16 protein-coding genes and 1 tRNA gene are annotated in these 20,171 nt (G+C 50.1%); 16 read left to right on the forward strand and 1 reads right to left on the reverse strand.

Translation table 11 applies throughout. From position 1 onward, the window contains the following. Window positions 1-5: 5 nt before the first annotated feature. Window positions 6-86 (forward strand) — tRNA-Thr (locus tag IPK79_02030). Here the strand turns inward: IPK79_02030 and IPK79_02035 are convergent. Further along, window positions 65-871, reverse strand: a complete 807-nt coding sequence (locus IPK79_02035; GenBank protein ID MBK8189210.1) for a hypothetical protein — start codon at window positions 869-871, stop codon at window positions 65-67. The two genes, IPK79_02030 and IPK79_02035, sit on opposite strands and share 22 nt — an antisense overlap. A gap of 241 nt (window positions 872-1,112) precedes the next feature. Here IPK79_02035 and IPK79_02040 point away from each other — a divergent pair, with 241 nt between their 5' ends. The 15 genes from IPK79_02040 to IPK79_02110 all read left to right on the forward strand — a co-directional run bounded on the left by IPK79_02040 (window position 1,113) and on the right by IPK79_02110 (window position 20,169). Beyond that, window positions 1,113-2,054: a capsid protein gene (locus IPK79_02040; protein MBK8189211.1), complete on the forward strand. Its 942-nt coding sequence runs from the start codon at window positions 1,113-1,115 to the stop codon at window positions 2,052-2,054. A 12-nt stretch (window positions 2,055-2,066) separates the two neighbouring features. Next, on the forward strand, window positions 2,067-2,384 hold the full coding sequence (locus tag IPK79_02045; GenBank protein MBK8189212.1) for a hypothetical protein: 318 nt from the start codon (window positions 2,067-2,069) through the stop codon (window positions 2,382-2,384). A gap of 76 nt (window positions 2,385-2,460) precedes the next feature. After that, window positions 2,461-3,042 (forward strand): hypothetical protein, encoded by a 582-nt coding sequence (locus IPK79_02050; GenBank protein ID MBK8189213.1) that lies wholly within the window; start codon window positions 2,461-2,463, stop codon window positions 3,040-3,042. A 3-nt stretch (window positions 3,043-3,045) separates the two neighbouring features. Next, window positions 3,046-5,403 carry a hypothetical protein gene (locus tag IPK79_02055; GenBank protein ID MBK8189214.1) on the forward strand — a complete coding sequence of 786 codons (2,358 nt, stop codon included), beginning with the start codon at window positions 3,046-3,048 and terminating at the stop codon, window positions 5,401-5,403. Further along, window positions 5,400-5,876: a DUF2833 domain-containing protein gene (locus IPK79_02060; GenBank protein MBK8189215.1), complete on the forward strand. Its 477-nt coding sequence runs from the start codon at window positions 5,400-5,402 to the stop codon at window positions 5,874-5,876. The genes IPK79_02055 and IPK79_02060 overlap by 4 nt, the downstream gene beginning before the upstream one ends. Then, window positions 5,869-6,477, forward strand: a complete 609-nt coding sequence (locus IPK79_02065) for a hypothetical protein (GenBank protein ID MBK8189216.1) — start codon at window positions 5,869-5,871, stop codon at window positions 6,475-6,477. Before IPK79_02060 ends, IPK79_02065 begins: the two co-directional genes overlap by 8 nt. 2 nt (window positions 6,478-6,479) lie before the next feature. Further along, window positions 6,480-8,345 (forward strand): hypothetical protein, encoded by a 1,866-nt coding sequence (locus IPK79_02070; GenBank protein ID MBK8189217.1) that lies wholly within the window; start codon window positions 6,480-6,482, stop codon window positions 8,343-8,345. Window positions 8,346-8,347: 2 nt separating this feature from the next. Beyond that, window positions 8,348-11,953: a hypothetical protein gene (locus tag IPK79_02075; protein ID MBK8189218.1), complete on the forward strand. Its 3,606-nt coding sequence runs from the start codon at window positions 8,348-8,350 to the stop codon at window positions 11,951-11,953. Between the two features lie 12 nt (window positions 11,954-11,965). Then, the gene (locus IPK79_02080) at window positions 11,966-15,019 is read left to right on the forward strand and encodes a hypothetical protein (GenBank protein MBK8189219.1); all 3,054 of its coding nucleotides are present in this window, start codon (window positions 11,966-11,968) and stop codon (window positions 15,017-15,019) included. 21 nt (window positions 15,020-15,040) lie between these two features. Beyond that, a complete protein-coding gene (locus IPK79_02085; protein ID MBK8189220.1) occupies window positions 15,041-15,256 on the forward strand; it encodes a hypothetical protein in 216 nt (71 codons plus the stop codon). Window positions 15,257-15,270: 14 nt separating this feature from the next. After that, window positions 15,271-15,477, forward strand: coding sequence for a hypothetical protein (locus IPK79_02090; protein ID MBK8189221.1), 207 nt, complete (start codon window positions 15,271-15,273; stop codon window positions 15,475-15,477). Between the two features lie 5 nt (window positions 15,478-15,482). Next, window positions 15,483-17,168 carry a phage terminase large subunit gene (terL, locus tag IPK79_02095; GenBank protein MBK8189222.1) on the forward strand — a complete coding sequence of 562 codons (1,686 nt, stop codon included), beginning with the start codon at window positions 15,483-15,485 and terminating at the stop codon, window positions 17,166-17,168. Between the two features lie 32 nt (window positions 17,169-17,200). Next, complete coding sequence (locus tag IPK79_02100; protein ID MBK8189223.1) at window positions 17,201-17,629, forward strand: hypothetical protein; 429 nt, start codon at window positions 17,201-17,203, stop codon at window positions 17,627-17,629. Window positions 17,630-17,674: 45 nt separating this feature from the next. Next, the gene (locus tag IPK79_02105; GenBank protein ID MBK8189224.1) at window positions 17,675-18,964 is read left to right on the forward strand and encodes a TolC family protein; all 1,290 of its coding nucleotides are present in this window, start codon (window positions 17,675-17,677) and stop codon (window positions 18,962-18,964) included. Then, window positions 18,961-20,169, forward strand: a complete 1,209-nt coding sequence (locus IPK79_02110) for an efflux RND transporter periplasmic adaptor subunit (GenBank protein ID MBK8189225.1) — start codon at window positions 18,961-18,963, stop codon at window positions 20,167-20,169. Before IPK79_02105 ends, IPK79_02110 begins: the two co-directional genes overlap by 4 nt. The last annotated feature ends 2 nt before the right edge of the window (window positions 20,170-20,171 follow it).

Below are 20,171 nucleotides of genomic sequence, written 5' to 3' on the forward strand. Positions count from 1 at the left end.
GTTTCGGGGCCGCTGGGAACGCCTTACGGTAGACCACTTTGCTGGTATCGAAGGAAACGAGGGTTCAACTCCCTCCGGCTCCACCATTTAGCTTGTAAATAAATAAACCGTGCATTCCAATCAAGTAAATCTCTCTAAAATAGCTCCAAGAATCTGGGGATAACTCCCGCTGAAGCGGTAGTACGACATATTTTATAAACTCTTCTTGATCATATTCTGTACCTAAAGACGGCATTAGATCATCAAAAACAACTCCTAATACAACCCCTCGCCATTTTTCATGAGATTTTCGTTGGATTGCTTCCATAATCAAACGGTAATGTTTATCCCATGATTCCATAACATCGGTTGCTATAAGATTATCCCGTTTCAAAAATTTTCTGTTTCGTTTTGTTCCCTGATACTTAGGTAGTTCTGTTGCATTTAAAGACACAAATACCACTGGGTCTTGGGCTAAAGCTTCCATTGCCAATTGGTTTAATTGATGATCTACTGCGGACGTAAATTCAATTTTGATAAGGCCATGACCATTTTTTATAACGGCATCGTAACTTTTATCATTTTTCTCAAATTTTACTTCTTGGTATTCACTGTTCTGAAAGGCTCCTTGCAATAGGAATCGCAGAGGCTTCATTTCAATAAAAAAATATTTCCGAAAATCATGATAACTTCTAGGCCATTTCTCAATGTCACGTCGAAATAGTTGGCTTGTTTCATAGTGCTGCCGTAATTCATGTTCTGTACTTGTAATCTCTTCTTCAAGCTCAATACAAAAATGAACGTACTCTTGGAATGAATATTCCTTATATAGCACCTCTTCTGAAGGAACTATTTTTAATAATGTTTCACGATCAAAAGAATTAGTTTGCATACTAGACCTTGATATTAGATCGACTCGATTATCAAGGTTATCACGAGTCTCTATCCTAATACAGTAAGAGCCAGTGCCCTTTTTTAAGGGGCTGACGCGCTACACCACCCGCCACGAGAAGGCCCTGTGAGCAATCACGGGGCCTTTGTCTTGCTTGGCTCCCTGCGGGGAACAACCGGCGGAACACAGTGCAACCGGTGATGTGGCCAATATCCCACCGAACAAAACGGAGATTTTGGCTATGTCTAATGCAACTCCCTCAAGGCTTGGTCAGATAAACCAAGCTGGCGCAACGGATGCGCTTTTTCTCAAGGTCTATGCAGGGGAGGTCTTGACCGCCTTTGAAGAGACCAACGTGATGATGGACAAGCACATCGTGCGAACCATTCCTCACGGCAAATCGGCCCAGTTCCCGGCGACCTGGAAAACCGATGCGGCCTATCATACGCCGGGGAACGAGTTGACTGGCTCACAGCGGGTTGTCCACGCTGAGCGGATCATCAACATCGATGACCTGCTGGCATCGGACACCTTCATCGCCAACATCGATGAAGCTAAAAACCACTATGATGTCCGGTCGATCTACTCGTCTGAACAAGGCCGGGCGCTGGCCCGAAAAGCCGATAAGCAGTTGCTGCAAATCGGTATCCTGGCAGCCCGCGCTTCTTCAACGGTTACCGGTGGCTTTGGCGGTTCACGGTTGGTCAACGCCAACTTCGATGTGGATGCCGAAACGCTGATTTCCGGGATTTTCGCCGCCGCGCAAGCGATGGACGAAAAGGACATCCCGGAAGAAGACCGTTACTGTTTCCTGAAACCGAAACACTACTCATTGCTTGCCCAAAACACCAAACTCTACAACAAAGACTGGGGCGGGATGGGTGTGTATGCGGAAGGGAAGATCCTCAAGGTCTCCAACGTGATGCTGGTTAAAACCAACAACTATCCGACCACCAACATCGCGTCCGGGGAAGCCGGAACCAACAACACCTACCACGGAGACTTCACCAATTCCATTGCCCTGGTGATGCACAAATCGGCAGTGGGTACGGTCAAGCTCCTGGATCTGGCTGTTGAGTCAGCGTATGACATCCGCCGTCAAGGCACCTTGATGGTGGCCAAGTACGCCATCGGCCACGGGATCTTGCGTCCTGAGTGCGCCGTTGAACTGGCCAAAGCGTAAGGAGGAATGACGATGACTACTGCACTTTTATCCGCTCAAGCCTCCAACGGTTCCGGGACAGCGGTAATTCTAAGCGCCAAGGTCGATGGCAATGCTTTCGGTATTGCTGTTTACGGGACTTTCGGTGGCGGCACTGTCACCATTGAAGTGGCGCTGGATGGCACCAACTATGCCCCCTTGGATACTTTCACGGCAGCCGGTATGAGAAATTACCGGATCTTCGTAGACAACGGTTCCAAGATTCGGGCAACCCTGGCCGGTGCAACTGGCCCGAACATAAACGCCCTGATGAGTGGTGCCTTCATGGGCATCACCCGAACAGACGCCTAATGCTCTCTCTGATGCTCCCACAGGAGGTTACCGGTTTTCCGGTAGCCTCCTGTTTTTTTGAAATGGAGGTTGACCGATGACGACCACACCACCGCTTCTGACGGAACTGGAAGCGGTGAACGTGATGCTTTCGGTAATTGGAGAAGCACCAATCAATACGCTGACCGGCGCGGCTACGGTGGATGTCATCCAGGCCAAGGCGATTTTGAGCCAAGTTTCCAGAGAAGTCCAAACCGTAGGCTGGCACTTCAACAGTGAGAAAGAGTATCCCCTGGTGCCGGATATCAATCAGGAAATCACTCTGGCTACCAACATGGTGCGGGTGGATGCCGATCAGTACCCCGAACTCGACGTGGTTCAGCGGGGCCTCCGGCTCTACAACCGGAAAGATCATACCTTCAAGTTTGACAAAACCGTTAAGGCGGAAATCGTTTTCCTATTGTCCTTTGAGGAAATTCCACAAACCGCCCGGCAATTTATTGTCATCCGTGCTGCCCGGATTTTCCAGGATCGCATGGTGGGGTCGGAGGTTCTGCATGGTTTTACGGCAGTCGATGAACAAAAAGCATTGGCTGATCTGAAAGATGCTGAAGGGGACACGGGCGATTACACCATCTTTGACCACTACGATGCCTACCGGCCTCTGGATAGGTGGTAAGCCATGCCGCTGGTCAGTGGATCGATCCCGAACCTGATTAACGGGGTCTCTCAACAACCTGCCCCGATTCGTCTACCATCCCAATGCGAGGAGCAGATCAACGGATACTCCTCAGTGGTGGAGGGCTTGAAAAAACGTCCGCCACTAGAGTTTGTTGCAAAGCTCAACAGCCTTCAGGTGGGAAGTGCCTTTATCCATACCATCAACCGGGATAGCGCCGAGCGGTATGTCGTTATCATCACCGATGAGGATTTAAAAGTTTATGATCTGGCTGGTGTTCAAAAGACGGTAACTTTTCCCAACGGCACGGCCTACCTCGACGCTGCCGTGCCCTCTACTAGCTTCCGAGCCGTCACCATTGCGGATTACACCTTTGTGGGGAATCTCACCAAAACAGTTGCCTTTACCAGTAATAAGTCTCCGAAATATGGCAGTGCCGGATTGGTCTTTGTTAAACAGGCGAATGTCAGTAGTAACTACAAGGTTTTTGTAGATGGCGTTCAAAAAGCCAGTCATGCCACGACCACTACCAACATCCAAACTGAATATATTGCAACACAGCTAGCAACCCAACTGACCACCAATCTGGGAGCAGGGTGGACGGTAACGAGGGTTCAATCGACCGTTCAAATCAAGAAAAACGATGGCACTGCCTTTACCCTAGACACCGAGGATAGTAATGCGGGTAATGCGTTGAAATCTGCCAAGGAAAAAATCCAACGCTTTACCGATTTACCCACGGTGGCCCCCAGGGACTTTGTGATCGAGATTACCGGCGATCAAAGTTCCAGTTTTGATAATTACTTTGTGACCTTTGAACCCAGTGATGCAGGCAGTAACTTCGGAACCGGCGTCTGGCTGGAAACGGTGAAGCCGGATATCAACTGGGAACTTAATCCGGCCCTAATGCCACACACTTTGATCCGGCAATCCGACGGGACATTTGTTTTTCAACAAGCCACCTGGGGAAAGCGCATTGTGGGTGATGAAGAATCCGCCCCCAATCCATCCTTTGTGGGCAGCATGATTAATGACATTTTCCTGTTCAAGAACCGCCTGGGCTTCCTGTCTGACGAAAGTGTGATTTTCAGCCGTGCCGGAGAATTCTTTGAATTCTTCCCGGAAACCGTGACCACCTTACTCGATAGCGATCCGGTGGATGTGGCCGCTTCCAGCAACAAAGTCTCTATCTTGCGCCATGCGATTCCTTTTGATGAGGACTTATTGCTCTTTTCGGATCAAACCCAGTTCATTTTAAAAGGCGGGGATATTCTCTCATCCAAGACGGTTTCCATTACTCAGAAAACAGTCTTTGAAAACTCTCGGATCGCCAAGCCCGTTGGGGCTGGAAAGAACGTCTTCTTTGCTGTTAATAACGGCAGCTTTACCCAGATCCGGGAATACTTTGTGTCGGATCAGAATGAGACCAATGATGCCGCCGATATCACGGCACACATCCCAAAATATATTCCCAAGGATGTCAGCAAGCTGTCTGTCACCACCAATGAAGATTTGCTTTGTACCCTCAGTCCCAATACGCCTAATGAGGTTTATGCCTACAAATACTATTGGCGAGGCAATGAAAAACTGCAATCAGCTTGGAGCCGTTGGACGTTTGGGAATTGCACCATCCTCAATATCGACTTTATTGAATCCCTCCTCTATATCGTAACCCAGCGGACGGATGGCGTTTATCTGGAAAGGATGACGGTAGCTCCCAAACAGGTGGATACCAATTCAACCTACGTGACACATCTGGATCGCCGTCTTCAGAACAATACTCCCGGTGTTTCCGTTTCCTATAATGCAGGATTGGATATAACCACCTGGACACTGCCTTACGCCGTTTCTGGGGTGATGCAAGTGGTGACGAGGGACAGCACCGTTGGGCTGAAAGAAGGCATGCTGATCCCGGTGATTGAACAAACCGGCAGCACCGTGAAAGTTCAGGGTAAGTATGACCTGGAAGACGTGTTTATCGGGCAGCAATATGAATTGCGTTATACCTTCAGTCACCAGTTCTTGAGAGAAAGTTCGCAGAATGGCAGCCAATCCGCCTTGGTATCGGGACGGCTTCAGATGCGAGCATGGACGCTGGTATTTGAAGACTCTGGCTTCTTTTCGGTGTCCGTTACCCCGAAGTTCCGGGATACCTTCCTCTACAAATTTACCGGGACGATTTTGGGAGCCGGGAACAACACCATTGGATCAGTTCCATTGGCAGATGGGGAGTTCACATTCCTCGTCCAATCCAAAAATGATCAAGTCATCATTGAAGTGATCAATGACACGTTTCTCCCTTGTCATCTCCTGAGTGTCGAGTGGGAAGCCCTTTATAACAGAAGGAGCCAAAAAGTATGACCGCTTATCTCAAGCCTGCCACGCTGGAAGAGGCGATGGCTCTTGCCCAGGACTTGAGACCAGAAGACGAAGCGGAAATCAGGGCCATGAGTGGGCATGAACCAATGATATCCCTGAGTCACGGAATTCAATTCTCAGACTTACCCACCACCGTGATGGATGAAAATGGCTCGATTCTAGGGATGTTTGGGGCCGTGCCTGCCGGGAAGAATCCTTGTGTGGGCGTAGTCTGGATGCTATGTTCCCCAAAAATCATGAAACATCGACGGCAATTCGCCAAGGAATCCCGCCAATGGATTGAAGCCATGCACCGGCGATATGACCTCCTCTGGAATGTGGTGGATGAGCGGAACACCGTCCATATCCGATGGCTCCAGTGGTGCGGCTTTACGATTATCAAACGCCATGAGGCATTGGGCATTGAACAACGTCCTTTCCTTGAATTTGTGAGGATTAAAACTGACGATGTGTGAACCGGCAACCATTTCTTTGGCGCTGGGTGGATTAGCGATTGTTACCAGCGCCGCTACCGGGATTGCCTCATACGTCGGTCAATCGCAACAGGCAAATGCCCAGGCATCCTATCAAGCCCAATTGGCCCAGGCCCGGAACCAGGAGATTCTTGAAAATGCCCGGTTGGCCCAGGAAAGCTATCTTCGGCAAGCCCAGCAACTGAACCTACGGCAGCAGCAGGAAGATGAGAAATCCTCCCAGGAAATTCAGCAAACGCGGTTGGACGCCGCACAGGCCAGGGCCACCACGCGGGTAGCCACCGGCGAAGCTGGTGTATCAGGGTTGTCCGTAGACAACTTACTTCGGGATTTTTACCGACAGGAGGATGTCTTTAACGAAAGCGTCCGGCGCAACCGGGACTTTTCCAGGTTCCAGTCCCAAGAGGATATGAAAGGGTTACAGGCGGAAGCCCAGGGCCGCATTGCTTCGGTTCGCCCCTACCTGCCTGAACCGGTGGTGCGTCCCAACTTGTTGGGGTCGGCGCTTCAGATTGTGAGTGATGTGGCCTCCCGTGGTTCGGATCTCTCCGATAAATACAAACGGTACAAGGACGGCTGGTAGCAATGGCCAAACGAGTTCAGATCACTGGGGAGATTCAGCCCCAGGGATTGCAGCCGCAAGCCCGGCCCGTGGACACGTATTATCATCCACAAGAACAAACGGTCGCACCGCCCCCCAAAACTAACAGTTTGCTCCAACTGGCGGAATCCCTTCAGGCAATTCAACCCGGCTTAGATCGATTTATCGCCAATCGGGATAAGCAGGTTACCGAAAAGCAAAAAGTTGAAGCTGAAACAATGGCTGGGCAACTGGCTCTTCAAAACCAGTCTGATTGGAACTCTTCCATCCAATCCGTTCGCAAGAAACTGAGTGATCCCAATCTTGCTCCCATTGAGCGGGAACGCTTATCAAAGCAACTCCAGTTGTTCCAATCGTCTAATCCCTGGCTTCGGATCTACTTTGACAAAGCGCAACTCGGCCAAAAGGCGTTGGAGTTTGATCAGGCGGTTCGCACCGAGTGGGCCAATAACCCGGTTCGAGACAGCGATAACCCGGCTGACTTTGACACCTTCTTTGAAGAGCGATTGAACAAGGCGTTTGAAAGCATTCAGAGCAAGTATCATACGCGGGCCTTTGCGGAAGATTTCTTTCCCCAGGCTCAGAAAACCCGTGATGCTTTGCTCAATGAGCATATCAACTATCGACAAAAGCAGGTGATTGAAAACGCCAAGAACGCTTTCAGCAGTCTGGCGACCACCAAGCTGAACGGATTTAGAGAAGCCTTGCAAACAACTTTGGTAGATCGTGCGCTTGCCATCGGTGAAATAGAAACACTGGATGGAAACCAAAAACTGGAAATGTTCCAGAAAGATCGGGACGCGCTTTACCAGCAATGGGCGGATGACTTATCCAACGAGGCGAAAAAGGCCATCCAGATGACCGGCGGTAGCGGCACCGAAATGAACGCCATTCTGGCTGACTCCATCATTGCGGTGGCCTCAGAAGCCAAGAATCCGAAGATTCTGGATCTGGCCCGCTACGTGACCACCAGGGACAAAGCCAAGCTCAGTGATATCGCCGATATCAAAGGGAAACTCAATGATGCCAGAAGAGCCATTAACAGTGAACGATTCACCGATGTTCAACGAGAAGACGCATTGGAAGAACGAGACCGGAAAGAATTCCTGAGAAAAGCGCAAGTAGAAATCTTTGATAACTTGCATGGCGATCCCTGGCAGGATTTGTCCAAGTATCGCAAGGACTTCAATGAGAAACAGATGGCGGATGAATTCCTGGAAATCCTGCAAGTTCAGCGGAAACTTCAAGAACAACGCAGAAACCCCATCCCTCAAGGCAGGGGTGGTACGGCAGATGTGGGGAATTACGTGTATGGCGGCGGCACCGATATCGGGAAAGTGAATCGGGCCTTTCTCAACAATGACATTACTGATGATGAATACCGGCAATATGGGCAAACCGTGAACATCAACCGGGATCGGGAATTGCGGGATTCGGGATTATCCCAGTTGAAAAAAGAACTGACCGAAACCGCCGTACAGAACGCCATCGACAAATACAAACTCAACCTGTCCAGCTTTGCCGCGAATCGGGCCGAACGGACAAAGAGCCGGAATGTCCAAGTGGAAACCGAAGTCCGGCGATCTATTGATTCCTGGATACGAGAGCAAGAGAAGAAGAATCTCTCGCCTTCGCGGGATGAACTCAATGACTACCTCTGGAACAAGCTCTTTCCCAGATTGGATAAACAGTTTGGAGCGAGTCCCCAAAGTGGGACACAAAACCCCTCTCAAAATACCTCGCTTACGCCGGAACGAGGCAAGCAAATGATTCAGGAAATCAACCGTTCTACTCTCACACCACAACGAAAACAGCAAGCCATCCAGGCCATTCAAAAGAGGATTAAATAGTAATGCCGAATGAATTCAGTCCAGAGCTTCAGTCGATCTTGGAAGAAGAAGGAATTACGGAGCAACCGGCTAAAGCTGCTGAAACACCCACCGAAACTTCCGTAGAAGTGCCAGAAATAGTAACCCCTGAACCTGAGCCTTCTGAGGAAGAAGGGTTTGATCTCGGTGGTGCGGCGCTGGATGTCACCATTGGCATCCCGGAAGCAGTCGGCATGGGGGCCGTGAATTCGGTAGGAGAAACCATTGAGGGGCTATACGGCGCGGCGGATTGGGTCACCAATCGCTTTGGCGGCGACCTGCCGGATAAGGAATACGTGCCGTATGAACCCAGTACCACCACCGGCAAAGTGCTGGAACCCATTGCCCGTTTTGTGGGTGGGTTTGTCGGAGCCGGAAAGTTCTTGAAAATGGCAGGCTGGGCCAGTAAAGGGAAGAAGGCATGGGATATTACACGGGCAGCGGTACAGGGTGGCTTGGCCGATTTCTTTTCCTTTGATGCTCATGAGCAGCGCCTCTCCAATCTGGTTCAGGAAAACCCGGCCCTCAGAAACCCTGTTAGTGAGTATCTTCAGGCCAAACCGGAAGACTCCGAAGCCGAAGGCCGGTTCAAGAACGTGGTGGAAGGGATGGGTCTCGGTGTAGCAACCGATGGACTATTCACCGCGCTGAAGCAATTGAAACGGCTTCGGTGGCTTCGTGGAACCAAGGGTGACGCGGGAGCCGCCGAGGAACTGGCAAAAAATAGTGATTCCATTGATGCCGAACTCGACATGCTCTTTCCTAAAAAAGTCACAACCAAAGTGGAAGGCAAAATTGTAGAACCCAGCTTAGCCCCTCTTCTCGATGAATCAGGCAAGCCGATCAATACCTACACCCCTCCGATTGATACCGTAAAGGCCGAGGCTTACGGCAAGGAATTTAACCGAATTCTGGAAGAGGGCGGCGATCCCACCAAAATAAACCTGAACCCCTATCTCGATCCGACCGCTTTCCAGAGTGCCGATAAGGTGGAAGCATTGGTGGATCACATGGTTCAAGCCATTCGGGATAACGACAAGGTAATCTCCCACCCGGAAACCATTGAAGAGGCTGAAAAGAAATTCAGTGAAACGATTTCCAGTTTGGCCGACATTAAAGATGTTTCCAAAGAAAGCCTGACGCAGACCTTGCTCAAGGATGCGGAAACCATTCGGGAAGCAGGCATCCGGGGCGTGGTGGTCTCCAACGTGTTAAACGCGATTGCACAGGAAGCGGATCGCTTGGCTCCGTTGGTCAAGAATCTGGATGATGATGCGGTGGGGCAACTGGAACAACTCCAGGAAGCAGCTTACCGGATTGTTCCAGCAGACAGTCTGGTTGGCACCGAATTGGGTAGGAGTTTAAATGCCCGGAAAATCCGAAGCTCTTTTGCGAAAGATGCGGCGGAAATTCTCCAAAACCAGGGCATGAGTCCACTGGAACTAGCCGAGGCTATCCAGAATGCCAAGAATATCTACGCCAAAAGTAAAGTGCTTCAACTGAGTTTGGATACCATTACACGGGTTCGGATCAATGCGATGCTCTCCGGGCCAGTGACCCAGATGGTGAACATCACCTCCAACCTGATCAAGACTGGGCTGGCCCCATCGGAATATATTCTGGGCGGATTGATTCAATCGGCCAAAGGGCTGGAATCAGGGAAAGAATCCATTCGGCAAGGCTTGAGCCTCTACCGTGGTATTTGGGGTTCAATGGCGGACAGTTGGAGGATGGCCGGATCAGCCATCAAGAACCGGCGAGGCGTATTCCGGGGCGGGGAATTCTCTCAATTGGATGTCTTTGCCGAGTTGGACAAGGCTGAAAATGTGGTAACCAATGCCCAAGACGCTTTGAAGTTTTCAACGTTGGAAGACCTGAAAGCCAGTAGTGAACGAATCAACCAAGCCATTCAGGAGGGCGACACTGGTAAACTCACCTCCCTGGTCTGGAGTACCGGTTTGCGGACGTTAGGAGCGGTGATCGATGTTCCTACCACCTTGCTGAATGGGGCGGATGAATTTTTCTTGAACTTAAATGGTCGGGGCATGCTGTATTCGGAACTCACCGAACAAGGTTTATCTCAAGGCTTAGCTCCCGGCAGCAAGGAACTTTCCCAGTTTGTCGAATCCAGCTTTCAGAAATATTTCAGCCAGAACGGTGCCTTAATCAAAGAAGATGAAATTGGGCGCCGGGTCTTTGCGTATGCTACGGATTCCAACTTCTCCAAGGCGATGACAGATGACACGATTTTCGGAAAGGTGGGCATACTGCTCAAGAAAGGCTCGGAATCAGATGGAGTTTTCGGTTTTGCCATGCAGAATATTTCTCCCTTTATCCGAACCCCGGCCAATCTCATTGAGGATGTGTTGAACCACGTTCCGGGCGTCAACGTGATTCTCAATCGACAGGTAAGACAAGACCTCCAGGCCGGAGGATTAAGGCAAGCCCGTCGCATTGGGGAAATGGTCACCGGTTCCATGTTTCTGGCGACAGCGGCGGGATTGGTTTCCCAAGGCCATATCACCGGTTCCGGGCCAACCAATCCGCAGATCAGAGACCAGCTCAAAAAAGCGGGATGGAAACCCTATTCCATTCGCATCCCGGATGCCCAATCTCCCGGCGGATACCGGTATTTTGAATTGGCCCGGTTTGAACCGTATTCAACGTATTTCACGGTGGTTGCCGATTTTATGGAAGCTCAACAAGCCGGTGCCCGTGGTGATAGCCAAGAGTTTTACAGCAAGCTGGTGGGCAGTATCACCAGCAACCTGACCAGCCGGAAATATTTGACGGGCTTAATCGACACAATGGATTTGATTGGTGGGATGGCGTATGGCGATCTGGATTCGGTAGAGAAATTCACCAACGATCTGGCGGGAAGTTTTGTACCCTCACTGGGAAAAGCCGTGCGGGAAATACAAGACCCCATGTATCGGGATGCCCGGAGCTTTGTGGATGCCATGCGGAACCGGACGCCGTTTCTTTCCGAGAATGTACCAGTGCAATATGACTTCCGGGGTAAGCCTTCGCTGACACCGATTTTGAGCCTGTACACCAAATCCGATATGGACGAGGTGGATGTGGAAGTGTTGAAACTGTCTCAACTGGGCGGGCAAGTGGATACGGTCTCCAACCGGGATCGGCGCTTTCTCAGCCAGTTCAAAAGCAAGGACGGAAAGACCGCGTATGAACGCCTGAATGAATTGATGGGTGAAGTGGGTTTGTTGTACTTCCGGGAAGACATGGAAGGAAAAACACTCACCGATACGCTTAAGGAAGCGATTCGTTCCAAGGATTATCAGGCAGCTTCCGATCCCTTTACTTCCCATGAATTCCAGGGCCAAGGCGGCAAGGTCTTTATGCTGCGTAACGAGGTGGCCAGATATCGGGATGCCGCAATGGAGCAATTGTTCCTCGAAGGCTTCAAGAATCCTAACGGTGATGGCTTGGCGAGAGTTTTGGAGATCAAGAAAACCATTCCCAAGGTTCAGACTCAGGATGACTTACAACAGCTTCTACAAGGTGACACCGGCTCCTCCAGCGATGCCAGCCCAGATACTTACGCCCCCATCTTTCAATTCGGGCAATAAAAGGAGAACTTAATGCCTCTATCCTTCGTGCAATACACGGCGGATGGAGCAACGGACACGTTTAACATTACGTTTCCATACATCAGCACAAGCCACATTCAAGTCAAAGTCAACGGTGTCCTGGATAGTGGAATTACTTTCCCAACCTCTTCCACCGTAAAAACATCCACCATTCCAACCGCTGGACTCATTGTTGATGTCCGGCGGATAACCCCCAACACTGCGAGGCTGGTGGACTTCCAAGATGGCTCCCTCTTAAGTGAAGGGGATTTAGACAAGTCAGCCCTGCAAAACTTCTACATTATGCAGGAATTGTATGATATTCAGGGCAACCAACTGGTTCTGAATAGCAGCAATGTTTACGACGCCCAGAACAAGAGAATTGTTAATCTTGCCACGGCTATCAACAATCAAGATGCTGTCAACAAGCTGTATGTGGATAACCTCACGGGTGGTTTTGCCCCAAAAGACGCAACGTATTTAACGCTTTCCTCCAATGCCAGTTTAACCTCTGAACGGATGCTGACGCCTGGCACTGGTTTGACGGGGAATGATGGCGGTGCGGGAAACCCTTACACATTGTCTTTAAGCGTTCCGGTCTCTTCTGCTCATGGAGGTACTGGCTTAACCTCTATCGGGACGGCTAATCAAATGCTAGGGGTGAATAACGCCGCCAACGGGTTGGAATACAAAACTTTAACCGCCGGTTCCGGTATCGGTATTTCCAACGGGACAGGATCGATTACATTCAATTCCACGATTACCCAATACACTGATGAAATGGCTCAGGACGCCGTGGGCGGTATTCTTTCCGACACGGCCACCATCGACGCTACCTATAATGACGCTGGCAACGCCATTACACTTGACCTGAAAGATAACAGTGTCTCCGATGCCAAGTTGAGAGATTCGACCGGTCTTTCCGTGATTGGCCGTTCCGCCAATTCAACTGGAGATCCGGCGGATATTACGGCGGGAAGTGATGGCGGTGTCCTGAGACGTTCCGGGACGACACTGGGATTTGGAAGTATCCCTTCAAGCAGCGTGACAGGACTTGGCGCTTTAGCAGCCAAGAATACGGTAGGAACATCGGACATTGATAATGATGCCGTGACTTTTGCGAAGATGCAGAATGTCACGTCAAGCCGTTTATTGGGGCGTTCCACGGCAGGCGCAGGCGATGTGGAAGAGATCCTCATTGGTACTGGTTTATCCCTTACAGTAGGAAGCCCCTTTACATTGTCATTAAGCATCCCTGTTTCAACGGCCAATGGTGGAACGGGTCTGACTTCCATCGGGACGGCCAATCAAATCTTGGGCGTGAATAATGCTGCCGGTGGCTTGGAATATAAAACGCTTACGGCTGGAACGGGGATCAGCATTTCCCACGGGGCCGGATCGGTCACCATCAATTCTACCGTTCCCCAATACACCGATGAAATGGCTCAGGATGCAGTGGGTGGAATACTTTCCGATACGGCTACCATCGACGCTACTTATAATGACGCGGGCAACACCATTACCTTTGACCTAAAAGATAACAGTGTCTCCGATACCAAGCTGAGAGATTCGACCGGTCTTTCCGTGATTGGCCGTTCCGCCAATTCAACTGGAGATCCGGCGGATATTACGGCGGGAAGTGATGGCGGTATCCTGAGACGTTCGGGGACGACACTGGGATTTGGAAATATCCCTTCAACCAGCGTGACGGGTCTTGGATCGCTTGCCACCAAGAACACGGTCGGCACTTCCGATATTGATAATGATTCTGTGACATTCGGCAAGGTTCAGAATATTACATCTCAACGTCTATTGGGACGTTCAACGGCGGGTTCCGGGGATATGGAAGAAATTACCCTGGGAACCGGATTGTCTTTGGATAGTGGGACGTTAAGCGCAACCGGCGGTGGTGGGGGTGGTGGTGCGCCAACGGACGCCACCTACATCACCCAGACATCCAGTAGCGGCCTATCCAATGAACAGGCGTTGTCTGCGCTTTCTACAGGCATTGTCAAAGTAACCACCGGCACGGGGGTTCTGTCGAGCGTTGCTGCGCCATCGGGTGCGATTGTAGGCACAACAGACACGCAAACCCTGAGCAACAAGCAAATCACTCCCAGAGTAGTGGCGCTGACTTCCGGCACCACGGTTAATACAGATGCTTCAACGGGAGACGTATTTACCCTATCACTGGCGCATGACGCAACAATGGCGGCTCCCAGCAATCCAACAAACGGTCAATTAATCACTTACCGGATTCAACAAGATGCTACAGGCGGTAGAAATTTAGCCTGGAATGCTATCTTCGGTATTAAAAGGCTTGATCTTAATACCTACAGTTATAATACCCAACCTTTTACCATGACAGAACCTAGCAGCTTGTCAGACTTGCAGCAATCGCCGGAAGCCGGAATAATTTTTGAAGTCTCATTCCGATATAATTCCAGCCTTTCAAAATGGGAAACGGTTCATTATACGGGTCTTGGTTTTCATGAAGAAGCTGGCAGTTTCGTTCTTGGCAGCACTACCGGCACTATCGATGAACTGCCGGAGAATGACGATATTGGGCAAGTCGGTACAGTAAACTGGACAAATCCTGGCAACGTAACAGCGGAAGATAACAGCTATGCTACTGTCGTTCTTGGAACAAATGATATTTCTTATTGGCTAAAGGTATCAGACTTTGAGCTTGGTGTGCCAAATCAGGCGTCAGTAGTTTCGGCGATTTGCAAACTGAATATAGAAATCACCGCTAAAACAACGGTACAACAGCTTTACTCTATTGTTATAACGCCTATGACTGATGGGCCAGGGGACGAATTAGGGAACTACGCTAACTTACTATTTTCAGATGATGGGTCTGTTACTTTCGAGCTTTCAACCAGTGAGCAGACAATAGCATGGGAACTCGACTTCACTCAGAGCTACTTTAGATTAGCTTCAAATCAATGGATTGATACAGAAACATTTGGGATCGCGCTTCAGATTGCCAATATGGGCGCTCCAAGCGCCACAGTGTCTATTGACAGTATTAAGTTGAAAGCAACGTGGATTGATCCTGGCTAAAACCAACGATGAGGATAAACCATGAAAGATAACGAGACGATTTTTCTTCATCTGGGACGCCTGGAAGGGAAAGTGGATGCGATTCTTTCCAACCAGACCCTGATGGCGAATCAACTGGACGATCACGATGATCGCATCGGAAAACTGGAACACCACCATTCATGGTTTCTCGGTGCTTCCGCCGTGGTGGCCAGTGTGGTGGCGACCGCCGTGGGATTCTTCAAAGGGGGTCACTGATGGAAGAAGAAAAGATGGATGCCCTCTATGGCCTGTTTCTGGAGGACTTATTGGCCCTGGTGAAATCCGGGAAAGTCAAAGCCAGTGACAGAGCAGTCATTCGCCAGTTTCTCCGGGATCACGATATGGCCTCCAAGCGTCCCAAGCCCAGTACCCTAGAAGCATTGGTGGATAGGCTACCTCACTTTGGCGATGATGACGATCCGGTTGACGATCACTAGAGCCAATGCAAAAAAACAGTCGAGACCCGTTACTGGATTTTCGGGTCTTTTTGTTTGTCGTCTGGAAATTTCTGGGGCTGCCTGAACCAACGCCCATTCAATACGACATTGCTCACTGGCTACAACAGATTTACAAGAAACGCGGCCCACGCCGGGCCATCATCGAAGCATTCCGAGGGGTAGGGAAAAGCTGGATTACGGTGGCCTTTGTTTGCTGGGCGCTTTACCTCAACCCGCAACTCAAGATTCTGGTAGTTTCGGCATCCAAGTTTCATGCCGACAACTTCACCACTTTTGCCATGCGCCTCATTATGGACATGCCCGAACTGGAGCATTTGAAGCCCAGAGGAGATCAGCGTAACTCCAAGGTAAGTTTTGATGTCGGCCCGGCCACGGCTGACTTGGCACCTTCGGTCAAATCGGTGGGGATTACCGGCCAACTCGCTGGCTCACGAGCCGATCTCATTGTGGTGGATGACGTTGAGGTGCCAAACAACTCTGCAACTCAGATGATGAGGGAGAAGCTGGCCGAAGCCGTCAAGGAATTCGATGCTATTCTCAAGCCCAACGGGATCGTTATCTATCTGGGAACACCCCAGACTGAGATGAGCTTGTACAACATCTTGCCGGAACGTGGTTACACGCTTCGGATCTGGCCTGCCCGGTATCCTGGTAATGAGTTGGTTAAGTATTACGGGGATAAGCTCTCTCCCAAGATTCTCAAGGCGCTGGAATCCGATGAGTTCCTAGTGGGAAGTCCCACTGATCCCAAACGCTTCTCGGATTTTGACTTGCTGGAACGGGAGAATTCTTACGGGCGTTCCGGTTTCCAGTTGCAGTTCATGCTCAACACACGCCTATCGGATGCTGAACGCTACCCACTCAAGCTCAATGATCTGGTGGTCATTGACTGCAACGTGGAACTAGCCCCGGAGAAAGTCATTTGGGCCAGTTCACCGGAACTCATCATCAACGAGCTTCCCAACGTGGGCCTGGGTGGGGACAAATATCACCGGCCAATGGCGATTCAGGGTCAGTGGATTCCCTATACGGGATCGGTTATGGCCATTGACCCGTCAGGCCGGGGCAGTTCCGAAACCGCCTATGCCGTGGTCAAAATCCTCAACGGCCAGTTGTTCTTGCTGGAATCCGGGGGCTTTCTGGGTGGCTATACCGATGAGACGCTTGGCAAGCTAGCAGAAATTGCCAAGCGGCAGAAGGTCAACCGGGTGCTGATCGAGTCCAACTTTGGGGACGGTATGTTCACGCAACTTCTGAAGCCGGTGATGGCCAAGGTGCATCCAGTCACGATGGAAGAGGTCAAGCACAGCGTCCAGAAGGAAAAGCGGATTATCGACACGCTGGAGCCAGTCTTGAACCAACATCGGCTCATTGTGGATCGCCGACTCATTGAGCAGGACTACCAATCCACCCAGAGCCTGCCGTCAGAACAAGCTCTCAGATACCAGTTGTTCTACCAGATGACCCGGATTACCAAGGAGCGGGGAGCCTTGGCCGAGTATGACCGCTTGGATGTCCTGGCAATGGCCGTCGCCTACTGGGTCGAGCAGATGGCCCGCGATGTAGATATGGCCATTGCCGACGAGAAGGAACGTCGTCTCAAGGATGCCTTGGAAAATTTTATGGATCATGTGATGGGTCATAAACCCAAGCAGGATACGTGGATGTAGTGCTGTGCTGTTTTCATTGATATAATGGGGGGATGTTTAGTTACAATCGCTTATTCAGCCTGTTCCTACTGCTTCTCCTGTTTTTGGGAGGGCTTGGCGCTCAAAGTGGCCTGGTAATGTGCTATGGAGCCGATGGCCATGTTGCCATCGAAGTGGGTAGAAGCGATTGCAGTGATAAACCCCTGCAAATTGATAATTCTCACAACCGTCAAGAAACACTGGCAAATCAAACACATTGTGGGAAATGTACCGATATTCCTTTGATGTTCCAGGCTACGGAGTCTGTTTCATCAGAGCAAGCCAGTCTTTCATTGGATCTCAAACCCATTTATCTTGCGGCGTCATGGGAAGTCTATCCCAGTTTATTTCTGGAAACAGCCACCGAAGGGCAACTCCCTCAACCACCACCAATTCTTGATCCGGTTTTAAAAGCTCGCCGCACGATTGTCCTGTTGATTTAACCTCCCTGTGATCTTTTTTAAAAATCACAGAAGGAGGTTATTCGTGTGTTTTCACGTCTATTATCAACAGTCTTAATCATCTATTTTTTGGCAATTCCAGCTTTTGCAGAATCGTTGACGCTGGAGCAAGCCATTGACACCGCCATCCAAAACAATCCCCAATTGAAGGCAGCCAAAGCCAGACTAGGGGTGAGCGATGCCGAAATTAAAACAGCGGGTGCCCGTCCCAACCCGATGGTTGTTTCTGACAATGGGATTGCCGAAGATACTTATCGAGCCGGGATTGAGCAAACTATTGAACTGGGCGGCAAGCGGCGCAAAAGAATTGCCGTGGCCAAAGCCCAATTGACCGTGGTTCAAAGCGAGATTGATCAGGCATGGTTGGAACTCAGAGCCAACGTCAGAAGAGCCTATACTCGTCTGTATTTGACCCAGGAACAGCAGAAAGCCCTTGAGGAGATTTTATCCGGTACAGAGAAGTTATTGTCTGTTTCCCAAAAGCAGGAACAGGCCGGAGATGTTTCCCAACTGGATGTATTGCAGGCGGATATTTCCGTCGTCAATGCTAAAAATGACCTGCAAACTCTGGTCAATCAAAGGGTGGAAGCAAGAAATCACTTAAACTCACTCTTAAACCAGCCCTTGGATACTTCGGTGGCATTGTCTCCCCCAACCTTATACCCAACGTTATTGGAAACCCCTGCCCCATCACTTACAAAATCATCAGATGGGACGCTTCAAGCCAGTGTCGCTAAAACAGATTTTAGCCTGGATAAACTCATTGAAACGGCTTTGTCCCATCGACCGGAAATGTTGCAGAACGAGCGGCAAATGGCAGTAACTGAGAGACAACTTTCCCTGGCCAAGGTCAATCGCATTCCCAACCTTTCGTTGACGGCAGGCCCGGATATTGTGATTCCGGGTGGTGGAGATGAGGGAGGAAAGGCGTTCGGCGCTTTTATTATCGGAACAATGGAATTGCCTGTCTGGAATCGTCAGCAAGGGCCGATTCAAAAAGCTCTGGCAGAACAGGCGCAATTACAGCAAGAGCAAATCGTCCTCAAAAATAAAATTACGCTGGAAGTTACCAATGCCTATAACGCCTTTTATGCCAACCAGGATCGGGTGATGCGGTACGAAACGGAACTGTTCCCCAAAGCCCAGACCGTTGCGGAAAAATCCAGGCGAAGTTTTGAAGAGGGCAAGTCTTCCATTTTGATTCCCCTGCTTGCCCAGAAAGCGTATACAAATACACGGCTAGGGTATCTTCAGGCGATGATGGACTTGCAAAATGCGATCAGTGATTTGGAAAGAGCGGTAGGGACAGGATTATGAAAAAACAAATATTGCTTCTAGTGATGATGGCTACTATCGTTGGATTGAGTGGATGTGCGTCAGAAAAGAAGGAAGAAGCGGAAGGGCATTTGTCCGATGTAATCGAAATCAGTGCCGATGCCGTTAAAAATGCCTCGATTCAAACCCTGACCGTGACAGAGAAAGCGGCCAGCGGTCAGCTTGGAAGTGTTGCGGAAATCCGTGCCAACGAAAACCGAGTGTTTCATATCAACCCGCCGATTCCCGGTCGCGTGGTAGAAGATCGGGTGTTGCTGGGCGATGTGGTGAAACAAGGCCAAGTGGTGGCGATACTCCAAAATGTGGAAGTCGCCAAGGTGAATGCCGAATTTATTCACCAGCTTCACCAGAACGAGGTGGATGCCCGGCAAGCCAGAACCAGACTGGGGCTGGCCAAAAAGAATCTGGATCGTGAAAAGAAATTGCTCGAAGAAGGAATCAGCCCTCGTAAAGACTATATTCAAGCGGAGGCGGATTACCAATTGGCGCAATCGGAGATGGAAGGATTGCAAGAGCATGCCGTTCATATCAAGTCCGAAGCCAAAGCGTTATTGGGTGCTTATGGCAGCCGTTTAGGAAACGTCCATTCGGAACGAATTAACAGTAGCAGTGCTTTGACAAGTCCCCGCTCCGGCATTGTCACTAAAAAGAATGTGGTGGCCGGGGATATGGTTAATCCCGAAGAAACCTTATATGAAGTGGCGGATTTAAATCAAGTCTGGTTGGATATTACCCTATACCCCAAGGACATCGAACGGGTGAAACTGGCTCAGAAAGTCACGTTTACCAGTGATGCCATCCCTGGAAAGACATTCTCCGGGGTTATCAATTACCTGCAACCCGCCGCTTCGGAAACCAGCCAAACGTTTGTTGCCAGAGTCTTCCTGGACAACCCTGGCCTTATCTTAAAGCCGGGTTTGTTGGGACAGGCCGTTATTCAAACGGAAGCTCACGAACCGCAAGCATTTATACCGGAAGCGGCTGTTCAAACCTACGGCAAGGAAACCTTTGTGTTTCTGGTTAAAGGAGAAGGCAAATTCCAGAAACGAACGGTGGAACTGGGTGACAAGGTGGCTGGCGGCTACTTGGTGGAAAGCGGTCTTGCAGCCGGTGATAAGGTTGTTGGAAAAGGCAGCTTTACTCTGAAAGCCGAGATGCTGAAAAGCCAGTTTGCGGAAGAGGAATAACC

This window comes from Vampirovibrionales bacterium (assembly GCA_016712355.1).
Classification (GTDB): domain Bacteria; phylum Cyanobacteriota; class Vampirovibrionia; order Vampirovibrionales; family Vampirovibrionaceae; genus JADJRF01.